The following is a 10,454-nucleotide window of genomic DNA, read 5'->3' as shown; positions in this document are numbered from 1 at the left end:
TGGCAAAGAGGCTATTTTGTCGATAGTGTTGGAATCAATGAAGAAATAATACGCCGATATGTAAGACATCAAGAGAAGCAAGAGCGAGTAGAGCAGCAGCAATTGGCGCTGGACTAAACAAAGGTCCCCTTTTAGGGGGCTCACACAAAGCCACCTTCTTTAGAAGGTGGTAATTTACTTGGCAAGCTTAAGTAGTAGACGATAGTAGCAAGTAGCAATGAATTAGCCACATCTTGGTGCTTTCGCGTTATACGCAGGCAGCTTATTTATGGTTGCTTGTAAATCTTTAATGCGCGTACTGTGCGATGGGTGGGTTGAGAAGAATTCAGGTGGTTGAGAACCACCTGATGCAGCACTCATATTTTTCCATAAATCGACACTTTGACGTGGGTCGAAACCTGCTTTTGCCATGAATTCCAGCCCGACAATATCAGCCTCGGATTCCTGAGTACGACCGTATGGCAAGATAACACCGTATTGAACACCGACACCAAGTGCCGCCATCGTCATTTGTTGATACTGTTTGTACTCGGAAGCTCCAATGGCAACGTTTGCTAGAGACAACCCGGCATTTGCTAACTGACTTTGTGAGAGACGTTCATTACTGTGGTCAGCGAGGACGTGAGCGACTTCGTGACCAATGACTGTTGCCAACTGATCTTGGTTTTTCGCGACATCTAAAAGCCCGGTATACACGCCGATCTTCCCACCTGGTAGAGCAAACGCATTGACTTGTTCACTATCAAAAACAACGACTTCCCAGTCTTTAAATCCAGATTGAGCGGGAATGGTGTCAGTGATGTGTTTGGCAACGCATTGAACGTAGGCATTCGTTTTGCGATCTTTGCTGATTGGGATATCTTTCTTCATTTGTTCGAAAGATTTAGCGCCAAGCGATGACATTTCCTGATCTGAAAACATCAGGATCTGGTTGCGACCCGTCGGTGATGCGCTACACGCTGTTAAACCCGCGATAGTTAAAAGAGCAGAGGCTTTCATCCATACCTTCATAATAGGCTCCATTTAATTTTTTGTTTTGAAGCAATAGTATATACCCAAATAGTAACATGATGCATGGATCAAGTTATTCATCTGATTGATAAAGAAGGTGAGATGTTACGTCTTGAAGTTATGCCCAGGTAGCGTCTATGCTAGCTTCCCAGTACATCGTTACAACCTAACAAACCAGTTTGTGAAACTAAGAGTAAAACAATGAGTATATGGAAAAAGCCCGTAAGCATAGAGATTCTGAATGCCACGTCAAAAAATACCCTGATCGAGCACCTACAAATTAAATATACAGATTTCACTGACGACTCCCTGACAGCAACCATGCCCGTATGCAGCTTTACTCATCAACCTTTAGGAATGCTTCACGGTGGTGCATCAGTCGTGCTCGCAGAAACATTAGGCTCATTGGCTGCAAACTTCTCTGTCGATGAGGGCAGCTACTGCGTCGGTTTAGATATTAACGCGAACCATGTGCGAGCCATGCGAAGTGGTCATGTGATTGGTACGGCAAAACCGCTTCATCTGGGTATTTCAACGCAAGTGTGGCAAATCGATATCACTGATGAGCGAGGCCGTTTAGTGTGTACCAGTCGCTTGACCATCGCTGTGAAACAACACAAAACAAAGTCGGTATAAACTAAGATGGTGATTGAGTTTTCATTAGGAAAAATCATTGCAACCCAGCGTGAAATAGTGATTAAGCTCTCCGGTAGTGCAATGGTAACCTTGCAAGCGCAAACCGATGCAATTCAGTTGCTGGGTAGAGGAGCGAACGTTGTTTTATCTCATGGAGCAGAGTGCAAATGGTCTATCAAGCTCGACAACGAGGTACAACTGGCTGAACTTTCGCGAGAAATTGGTATCGATATTCAATAATTTATAGTGTGATGTTTGCACTTTTTGGTAAAAATGAGGAAACTTAGCTTATCGACAACAAGATAAGAATTTCCTCTTTATGAGTAGCCCTCGTTTACGTGTTCAGTTCGAAACACTGTTTGAAAAATTTTCCGGTCACGATACGGACGTTCAGCTCGAAGACATCACCGAAGCGTTGTTTTGTACACGTCGTAATGCTCGTATTGTTCTAAATAAACTTGAAGAAGAGGGCTGGATTGAGTGGCATCCGGCAGCGGGTCGAGGAAAACTTTCGAAACTCGTTTTTAAACGTAATCGAAGCGACGTCAGCGAAAACCTCGCCAGGCGTTATCTCGATGAAGGGAAAATCGGTCAGGCTCTAGATGCGCTTGATAACGATGCGGCACGATTGACGCAGGTTATCCAAGGTTATTTAGGGCTTCAGCATCGACAGGGCGAGCAGGTCGTGCGTTTGCCTTATTATCGACCATTGTCGATGTTAAACCCGCAGAAACCGATGCGGCGTTCTGAACAGCACATCGCCAGACAAATTTTTAGCGGACTCACTCGCCTTGATGAAAATGAACAACTTCAACCAGATTTAGCCCACACGTGGGAAGCAATTTCTGATACACATTGGCGTTTTTATCTTCGTCGTGGAGTACGCTTTCATAACGGTGAACCGTTAACAACCAGTTGTGTTCTTGAGAGTGTGCTTGCGTTAAATAGCTTGAACTTGTTTTCTCACATAAAGCGGGTGTCTTCGCCACAAGAGTGGACCGTTGATATTGAGCTCATCCGTCCTGATCGCTACCTGCCTCTGGCTCTGAGTGAGTCGCAAGCAAAAATTTTGCTACCGAGTGCTTTGCGTTCTGAAAGCTTCGATAGACAACCGATAGGGACAGGGCCGTTCCAAGTTAAAATGAATGATGATAAGCGTCTTATTTTGACGGCTTTTGATGGCTACTTTGGTTTTCGCCCTTTACTTGACCAAGTGGAGGTGTGGGTAATCGATGAAGCCTATTCTTCAATGGTTTATCCAAGCCTGTCAAAGCCGAAGATGGATAAACAAGGTTCATCCGATGAAGTCGAGCTGGACCCTGGCTGTACATTCCTATTACTAAACAAAAACACTGGGATTGCAAAAGATCCACGTTGGGCAGAGTTCCTCTCGCAAACCCTCAACAGTCACCAGATTTACGCGCATGTTCCACAAGATAAAGTGATGGAACTGGGAGTATTGCAAGCCTTTGGCCTTAAGCCCGGTTGGATTGATCTCAGGCCAGCGGAAGCGGGCAGCGTACCACAGGCTAATAAGGTAATTTCCGTAGCGTATCAGAAAAAGCATCCGATGTTTCCAGTAGTTGCCAAGGCCATCAAGACACTCTTAAAACCGCACGGTATAGAGGTTGAGTTTATTCGTTATGATTCTCAACCGCCCGCGCCGGAGGAAGTGGATATCTGGGTGAAAGCTATGGGCATTGCAACGAACCGAAATGACGCGTTGGCGGGCTGGCTCCTGGATTACAGTGATATTGAGAAGTTCAGTTCAGGTTACGATTTTAGTGAATGGGCTAAACTTGTCGATCAATGGCGTGCTGGGATGCACACAGACTTTCCTGCGCGTGAGCTAGGACGACAGTTAGTAAAAAGCTGTCAGGTGATTCCTATGTTTCACTGCTGGCTAGGCGTGAATAAAGACCACAGCGGTGCGTTACAAAATGCAAAGTGTAATGCCTTAGGTTGGTTTGATTTTAATAATGTATGGGTCAAACCGGATATAGAAAGTAACCATGGCGAAACCGAATAAAAAACAACCGACGAAAACCGTCGATATCTTTTGCTCTAAATGTAAAACTCAACTATTTAAGTACCGTAAAGGCGGGAAAGGCGCACTGGTTAAATGCTTCAAAGAGCGCATTGTTGACGATTTCACACAAACCCCATGTATTTGCCCCGCTTGCGGACAAGAGTTTGCAAGAGATACCCTAGTAAGAGGAACCCCCGCTTACAAAATGATTGGCGGCAAAGTGACGATGAAATAATAAAGGGCTAGAAAATGAGTATGAAACATGACTATTGCATGGTTTTAAGTACAACCAGTAATGAAAAAAATCGAGATCAGATCATTAAAGGTTTGCTAGATGCCCAATTAGCCGCGTGTATTCAAACAATGCCTATTGAAAGCCACTACGTTTGGAAAGGGGAGGTTTGTACTGACAACGAATGGTTGCTAGTCATCAAAACTCGTCGAGAACTTTATGAATTGGTGGAAGAGAAAATAGAAAACCTGCACGAATACGAGGTCGCTCAAATCGTACAGGTTCCAATTGTTGATGGGTTTAACCCTTATTTAGAATGGTTGAGAGAATCGACGTTGAGCCGACATTAAGAATAACGACAACACTGCACCAACGGTATCGCACAACATATCTTTCTGGGCGTCCCATATGTCACCTTGCGAGCCCAGAAAGGCAATTCCCTCATCGCCACCAGCCAACTCCGCATACCACCATTCGATAATCTCATAGCCAGCAGCAAGTGACATGATAGCAAACAAAGCAAACCAGCAAGAGAACGCTTTGTTGAACCGTTTTTTGTTTATCAAGTATTCAGCGATCGGATATGCGTAAAGGCCAATTGAAAAGTGCGCAACGCGATCAAAATTATTTCGCTCTGAACCAATCATGTCGTTAAACCAGTCAAACGGCACTTCGGAGAACGTATATTTCGCACCGATAGTGTGCAAACAGAGCCAGATGAACATTAAAAAGTAAGCCGTATTACTGAACTGATAGCGAATCGAAATCGCCCAAATAGCAACAAGAATACCAATCGCCGGGATAATCTCCGCAAACCAAACTGCACGTGAGTTAGGTTCCAACGCAGAAAATAAAAACACGATGGCATAAAAAATCGTTAATCCTAAGAGTGTCGAGGTGCTTTTCATAGAGTTATTTGATCCTTCAATTTATCTTACAGTGGGACTCCATAGATTGTGTTAATGATTGCACTTAATTGAACGGTGTGCAATTGATATTTTAATGGGTTTTTTGATCACTGAAAATGTTGATTTATTGGCAAACTGCTCAACATTAAAACGTTTGCGCGTGCACTTTTCATTAAAGTTTGATTTACAACATGCCCATCCATAGAATCCATGATTCAGTCTAATAAAAAAGAAGTAAAGCCATGAAACTGGAAACTGTCGATTATCTTGCTGACGATGCTGCTCAACAGTTCGTTACCTCTCTACGCGAAACGGGGTTCGGTGTGTTGAAAAACCACCCGATTCCACAAGAGCTTGTAGAGTCAATTTACAAAAACTGGCATGAGTTTTTCTGTTCAGAACAAAAGAATGATTTTCACTTTAACGTAGACACCCAAGATGGCTACTTCCCACCTTCTGTGTCTGAAGTGGCGAAAGGGCACAAAGTGAAAGACATCAAAGAGTACTTTCATGTTTACCCTTGGGGTCAGATCCCAGAGCAGCTTAAAGCTGAAATCTTAGAGTACTACGAGCGTGCCAATGCATTTGCTCAAGAGCTATTAGGCTGGGTTGAAGCGTACGCACCTAAGGACGTTCAAGAGAAGTTCTCTATCGCGTTGTCAGAAATGATCAATAACAGTGACAAAACATTACTACGCGTGCTTCACTACCCACCGATGACAGGCGAAGAAGAGCCAGGCGCTATTCGTGCTGCTGCGCATGAAGACATTAACCTGTTAACGGTTTTGCCTGCTGCTAATGAACCTGGACTGCAAGTAAAGAGTAAAGAGGGTGATTGGATCGATGTACCATGTGACTTCGGGAACTTAATCATCAACATTGGTGATATGCTTCAAGAAGCGTCAGGTGGTTATTTCCCTTCAACGACTCACCGTGTAATCAACCCTACGGGTGGCCGTCAAGAAAAGTCACGTATCTCATTACCGTTGTTCCTGCATCCAAAGCCGGAAGTGGTGTTATCTGAGCGCTACACTGCACATAGCTACCTTATGGAACGTTTACGTGAGCTAGGGGTTATTTAACCTTTACGTGATCTCCTTACAAAGGCCGATGGTGAATGACTATCGGCCTTTTTGCATTTATGCTACAAAGTGGAAACTATGTTTTTTGTGCCGTGAATGGGGCCCTAAACTCGTGTCAGAGAGGATGAATGGAAGGACAACGTACTGTCAATAGTATTGAGCCTCATGCAATAGAAAATCCGCTGCTTTGGCCAATGCTAGAAATTCTGAGAAAACAGCCCTCCAATTGGAAAGTGCACACCTTGGCAAGCTCGTTGGGTGAACAAGGTTATATTTCAAAGCTGGACGACTCTCCCGATAAGGATTTATTCAAAAGAAATTTCCTGATCATGAATGCATTATATCAACTGCAAGACACTCTGTATCCGGATAGTTGGCTTCAAGTCGAAGCCATGGATATTCAGCTCATGTCTTCGATGGAAGCTTTGAGGCATAAGATCGATATTCATGATCCTTTGCGTGAGTATTACTTAGATTGGCGCAATTACGAAGCGGACGAAGATGAAGTGCGTCGACTGTTGAATGAATTTTGGACAACTTATCAAAAGTTCATCGGTGGTTCGTCGGTAGCCAGCGTAGATAAGACAAAGGCACTGTCACTCTTTGAACTTAACACTGACGCTACGCCTGCGGAAATTAGAAAACAATGGCGAAAACTCGCGCTTCGTTGGCATCCTGATCGGGAAAATGGCAATGCAGAAAGATTTAGAGTTCTTTGTGAAGCGTGGAATGTACTGAGAAACGAATGATTCGCTAAGAATAAAGATAAAGGAAGGCAGCTAACTATAGCTGCCTTTTGATTGCACTGTCTTTGTCAGCGTATCAAAACTAGCATGATGGCTTAAACTGAGATTTTCGCATGCGGTTGAGGGCAGCCATAACGTCTAGTGTGCGTGGTTTGGCTAAGTCGCCTTGCTTAGGAAGAGCGGCATGCCACTCACCAGACAGCATTTCTTCAATCTCCTTCGCTGGATGATTACACCAACCTGGAAGTTGAGCAATTTGGAACCATAACCAGCCAATTGTGTTGATTTCATCGGCTGACTCTATCTGTTCCAAAGCGCTAAGATCAGTAAACTCTTTACCAAATCGAAGTGACTCTTTGCCTTTCGCATTCACACGGAACTTGCCGTCAGTGAGAATATTCATCAACGCAACGCGGTTCAGTGCTCGAGGTGGGAAGGTCTGTAAACGTTCTTCCGACTCGTTATGACGTTGAGTAGGGTGCTGAGCGATAACTTCTTTCGCTTTTTCAGTCACATCAACGGCTTGGTAGTCGTGCATTTGAATGACGGTATCGGCAACGTCTAAGTAGTCGCCTGACCCACCCATAACGATAATGGTAGAGATATCAAGATCATCTCGTAATTGACCAATGCGGTCGACGAGAGGAGTAATTGGCTCATCACCTTTTGCCACCAATGCCTGCATACGCTCATCTCTAATCATGAAGTTGGTAGCAGAAGTATCTTCATCAATCAATAATGTGCTTGCACCCGCTTCAATAGACTCTTGAAGCCAAGCGGCTTGCGACGTTGAGCCTGATGCGTCTTGAGTAGAAAAGTCCGCCGTATCTTTACCCATCGGTAAATGGTTGATGTAGTTCGAGAGGTTCAAGTGGTGTACGCATCGGCCATCTTCGGCACGAATCTTCATAGCCTTGTTATCGGCAACAATGTATTCGCGACCATCTCCTGGAATATGATCGTAAATTGAACGCTCTATTGCATTTAATAAGGTAGATTTACCGTGGAAGCCGCCACCTACGATCAGTGTGATACCTTTTGGAATTCCTAATCCTGTGACATGGCCCTTGTTTGGCGCATGTAAAGTGACTTGTAGAGATTCAGGGGCTTTAAACTCAACGGCTTCTTTCATTGGAAGGTCGCAATTACCTGCAATTCGAGGAAGAATACTGCCGTTTGCGACAAACGCGACTAAGTTATTGGCCTCCAACTGTTCTCGCAGGGCATCTTGGTCTTCAACAACTTGGCAGTGCTTAATTAAAGCGGCTTTGTCGAGTTCACGCTCTAAAGTTGCTCGACGGATAAACTTAGGCAGGTGGAAAGTCAGTATGTTGTTGGCTTTTTTCCCCAATACTGAACGACCTTCGGCTGGTAAGTTAACTCGAAAACGCAGTTCAATACCTTCTTCAGTAAACAACACCGCGGTGCTATCCAGTACAGTTTGGCCTGTCAGTGAAATTGATACTGAGTTTTCTTGTTTAGCAAACTGTTCAAAACTACGCGCAATAAAATCACGTGCACCTCTTTGAAATGCAGGAGACTCGTCTCTTAGCCACTCAAGACCAGTCAAAGACCATGCGCGAGTCGCACGAAAACGTGACGCCGATGCATAAGGGTCACCCTGTACATGATCGATAAACAAAGTGAAATCAGTGAAGTCGTATTGACCTTTGATTTGCTGATAAGCTCGGTAGTTCTGCTTTTCAATTTTCTTAAGCGTGGCAGTCAACTGATCCATGAAGATATTGGCCTTTTAATAGAAGCGGGCGGCGATTATAGAAACCACCGCCCTCATAGTAAAGAGAATGCTTAGGAAGAGTAGGCGTATTGCCCGCCAGAAAGGCGCTGATTAAACAAACTTTGCTCAAATTCATTACAAGGCATAGGTTTACCATAAAGAAAACCTTGTCCGATATCACAGCCCTCACCAATGAGAAACTGTTCTTGTTGGGGAGATTCAATGCCTTCGATCACGACTTGGAGTTCCAGTTTTTTCGCGATGTGTATGATAGAACAAATTATCGCGCGATCATCGTCCGACTTTTCCATTTGCTGGACGAAGCTTTTATCAATTTTGATGGCATCAAATGGATATTTCTTTAAATAGCTGAACGAGGCATATCCTGTACCAAAATCGTCAAGTGACAATGTCACGCCCAATTTGTGCAGTTTATTTAATGTAGTGCGTGCTACGACCTCATCGGCAATTAAAGCGCTCTCGGTCACCTCGAGCTCGAGAAAGTGTGCTGGCAAATGAAAAGACTCGAGTAGGTGTTGCACTTGTTCTGCAAAATTTACGTTTTGTAATTGAATGGGAGAAACGTTGACGGCCATTTTGAAGTTATCAATTAACTCAGACCATTGTTTTGCTTTGTCTATCGCGGTTCGAAGAACAAAAGAGCCAACTTCAAAGATAAGCCCGTTTTGTTCAGCCATATGTATTAATGCTTCGTTGGATACGTCGCCAAGTATTGGATGCCTCCAGCGTAGTAACGCTTCTGCGCCAATCCACTTGTGGGTTTGAGGGTGCACTTTGGGCTGAAAGTAGAGCATTAGGTCGTCGTTTCTTACCGCTTGCAATAAGTAGCTTTCCAGTTGATTGTGGTTGTTGAGTTCATTTGAATGGCTTTCACAAAAATAACTATACGCTTCGCCAGATTCTTTACACAAAAGCATGGCATAACATGCATTCTGGAGTAGTTGTTTAGCATTACTGGTTCGGTGAGCTTGTACAACACCAATGTAAGAGTTTAGGTGAACCTCCGTGTCTTTTACATTAAAACTTCCCATACCAATATCGGTAATATCATTCAGTAGCTGATGCAATTTTATATCGATTTCTGTGCCCCAAACGAGCAATACGAGATCATTGGAGCTAGGCCTCCCCGTAACAAAATGTCTAGACTCCCGCTTACCAAGACGATACCGAAACTCTTTCAATATTTCGTCGAAAGCTTCAAAGCCATAACGGGTTTGGATACTGCGTGCATTGCTAAAACCAATGTTTATTACGATTAATGATTGCTGACTGTGATCTAACGTTCTGAGTGTGTCACTGACTATATTTTCGAGTGCTGCTCGGTTTAGGAATCCAGTTCCTTGATCGTGTGTTTTTTGGTAGCTCACCTGCTTTTCAGCGGCTCTGCGACGATCAATCTCTTGCGTTAGGGAATAACTTAACTGCGCCAAATCTGTAGTGCGATTCTCAACTCTATTTTTGAGTTCGTTGTTAAGACGCTGAAGTTTGTGTTGCTGATGCACGATGGAAAGCTGCGCTTCGATTGAATCTTTAAAAGTCCCAAGCAATTGCCGGTAAGTGTCGCAGTATTCATTCTCCTTAGAATCAAGCATGCAAATAGTTCCAAACGTCTCTCCATTTGGCCAGAATAGCGGTAAGCCGCAATAAGAGATCATACCTAGTTTGATATCAGGGTTATTTTGCCACTCTTCATCTTCAAGCGCGTTTGGGACAATAAGTTCACTTTTGTGTTTTATGACATGCTCACAATACAAACCGTTGCCAAGCAACTCAGTATCGCCAGTACGATAAGGATTACCTATAGTTTCGCTGGATGTATTTACTTCTATGCGATCTGGATGGATACGCATAATTAATGTGGTGGGTACGTGCGTTATTTGAGCCAGTAAGTTGACGATTTCCTGCCAACTTCTTCGCATAGACTCAGGGATTTCGTAGTCTAATGTTTGCAATCTCCCCATATAGGTCATCCTTTACGTGGTTTCACTTCCTGTGAATTAAAAATGCAGACTGCTCTATTTTGTTCTCGCTTTTTAATTAAGTATAGGGTG

11 protein-coding genes and 1 pseudogene are annotated in these 10,454 nt (G+C 43.8%); 8 read left to right on the top strand and 4 right to left on the bottom strand.

What is annotated here, in order from left to right:
- A pseudogene (locus tag R7P64_RS04940) lies at positions 1-117 on the top strand (IS200/IS605 family transposase); the annotation flags it as partial.
- A gap of 105 nt (positions 118-222) precedes the next feature.
- On the opposite strand, the gene R7P64_RS04935 reads toward R7P64_RS04940, so the two are convergent.
- Positions 223-1,011 carry a M48 family metallopeptidase gene (locus R7P64_RS04935; protein WP_017634168.1) on the bottom strand — a complete coding sequence of 263 codons (789 nt, stop codon included), beginning with the start codon at positions 1,009-1,011 and terminating at the stop codon, positions 223-225.
- A 201-nt stretch (positions 1,012-1,212) separates the two neighbouring features.
- Here R7P64_RS04935 and R7P64_RS04930 point away from each other — a divergent pair, with 201 nt between their 5' ends.
- The 5 genes from R7P64_RS04930 to cutA all read left to right on the top strand — a co-directional run bounded on the left by R7P64_RS04930 (position 1,213) and on the right by cutA (position 4,258).
- Positions 1,213-1,647 (top strand): hotdog fold thioesterase, encoded by a 435-nt coding sequence (locus R7P64_RS04930; RefSeq protein ID WP_005376340.1) that lies wholly within the window; start codon positions 1,213-1,215, stop codon positions 1,645-1,647.
- Positions 1,648-1,653: 6 nt separating this feature from the next.
- Positions 1,654-1,887, top strand: coding sequence for a DUF3389 domain-containing protein (locus R7P64_RS04925; protein WP_005386281.1), 234 nt, complete (start codon positions 1,654-1,656; stop codon positions 1,885-1,887).
- Between the two features lie 79 nt (positions 1,888-1,966).
- Positions 1,967-3,676 carry an SgrR family transcriptional regulator gene (locus tag R7P64_RS04920; protein WP_033907082.1) on the top strand — a complete coding sequence of 570 codons (1,710 nt, stop codon included), beginning with the start codon at positions 1,967-1,969 and terminating at the stop codon, positions 3,674-3,676.
- Positions 3,660-3,911 carry a hypothetical protein gene (locus tag R7P64_RS04915; RefSeq protein ID WP_005376334.1) on the top strand — a complete coding sequence of 84 codons (252 nt, stop codon included), beginning with the start codon at positions 3,660-3,662 and terminating at the stop codon, positions 3,909-3,911. Before R7P64_RS04920 ends, R7P64_RS04915 begins: the two co-directional genes overlap by 17 nt.
- A gap of 14 nt (positions 3,912-3,925) precedes the next feature.
- Positions 3,926-4,258, top strand: coding sequence for a divalent-cation tolerance protein CutA (gene cutA / locus R7P64_RS04910; protein WP_017634166.1), 333 nt, complete (start codon positions 3,926-3,928; stop codon positions 4,256-4,258).
- On the opposite strand, the gene R7P64_RS04905 is transcribed toward cutA, so the two are convergent.
- The gene (locus tag R7P64_RS04905; protein WP_005376330.1) at positions 4,220-4,816 is read right to left on the bottom strand and encodes a DUF2238 domain-containing protein; all 597 of its coding nucleotides are present in this window, start codon (positions 4,814-4,816) and stop codon (positions 4,220-4,222) included. The two genes, cutA and R7P64_RS04905, sit on opposite strands and share 39 nt — an antisense overlap.
- Before the next feature lie 242 nt (positions 4,817-5,058).
- Here R7P64_RS04905 and R7P64_RS04900 point away from each other — a divergent pair, with 242 nt between their 5' ends.
- Both R7P64_RS04900 and R7P64_RS04895 read left to right on the top strand, forming a co-directional pair.
- Entirely contained in the window at positions 5,059-5,898 is an 840-nt protein-coding gene (locus R7P64_RS04900) for an isopenicillin N synthase family dioxygenase (protein WP_005386285.1), read from the top strand.
- A 128-nt stretch (positions 5,899-6,026) separates the two neighbouring features.
- Complete coding sequence (locus tag R7P64_RS04895; RefSeq protein WP_005386286.1) at positions 6,027-6,647, top strand: DNA-J related domain-containing protein; 621 nt, start codon at positions 6,027-6,029, stop codon at positions 6,645-6,647.
- Between the two features lie 79 nt (positions 6,648-6,726).
- Here the strand turns inward: R7P64_RS04895 and R7P64_RS04890 are convergent, their stop codons facing one another.
- Complete coding sequence (locus tag R7P64_RS04890) at positions 6,727-8,382, bottom strand: ABC-ATPase domain-containing protein (RefSeq protein WP_167416035.1); 1,656 nt, start codon at positions 8,380-8,382, stop codon at positions 6,727-6,729.
- Between the two features lie 71 nt (positions 8,383-8,453).
- Positions 8,454-10,364, bottom strand: coding sequence for an EAL domain-containing protein (locus R7P64_RS04885; RefSeq protein ID WP_167416034.1), 1,911 nt, complete (start codon positions 10,362-10,364; stop codon positions 8,454-8,456).
- Positions 10,365-10,454 lie beyond the last annotated feature (90 nt).

It is taken from the genome of Vibrio sp. 2304 (assembly GCF_033339475.1).
Classification (GTDB): Bacteria; Pseudomonadota; Gammaproteobacteria; order Enterobacterales; family Vibrionaceae; genus Vibrio; species Vibrio alginolyticus.
The sequence above is the reverse complement of the archived record's forward strand: the minus strand, read 5'-3'. Positions and strand labels throughout refer to the sequence as shown.

Coding starts and splice junctions, on each gene's coding strand:
- R7P64_RS04935 (WP_017634168.1), bottom strand. CDS start 1,011: ATGAAGGTATGGATGAAAGCCTCTGCTCTTTTAACTATCGCGGGTTTA.
- R7P64_RS04930 (WP_005376340.1), top strand. CDS start 1,213: ATGAGTATATGGAAAAAGCCCGTAAGCATAGAGATTCTGAATGCCACG.
- R7P64_RS04925 (WP_005386281.1), top strand. CDS start 1,654: ATGGTGATTGAGTTTTCATTAGGAAAAATCATTGCAACCCAGCGTGAA.
- R7P64_RS04920 (WP_033907082.1), top strand. CDS start 1,967: ATGAGTAGCCCTCGTTTACGTGTTCAGTTCGAAACACTGTTTGAAAAA.
- R7P64_RS04915 (WP_005376334.1), top strand. CDS start 3,660: ATGGCGAAACCGAATAAAAAACAACCGACGAAAACCGTCGATATCTTT.
- cutA (WP_017634166.1), top strand. CDS start 3,926: ATGAGTATGAAACATGACTATTGCATGGTTTTAAGTACAACCAGTAAT.
- R7P64_RS04905 (WP_005376330.1), bottom strand. CDS start 4,816: ATGAAAAGCACCTCGACACTCTTAGGATTAACGATTTTTTATGCCATC.
- R7P64_RS04900 (WP_005386285.1), top strand. CDS start 5,059: ATGAAACTGGAAACTGTCGATTATCTTGCTGACGATGCTGCTCAACAG.
- R7P64_RS04895 (WP_005386286.1), top strand. CDS start 6,027: ATGGAAGGACAACGTACTGTCAATAGTATTGAGCCTCATGCAATAGAA.
- R7P64_RS04890 (WP_167416035.1), bottom strand. CDS start 8,382: ATGGATCAGTTGACTGCCACGCTTAAGAAAATTGAAAAGCAGAACTAC.
- R7P64_RS04885 (WP_167416034.1), bottom strand. CDS start 10,364: ATGGGGAGATTGCAAACATTAGACTACGAAATCCCTGAGTCTATGCGA.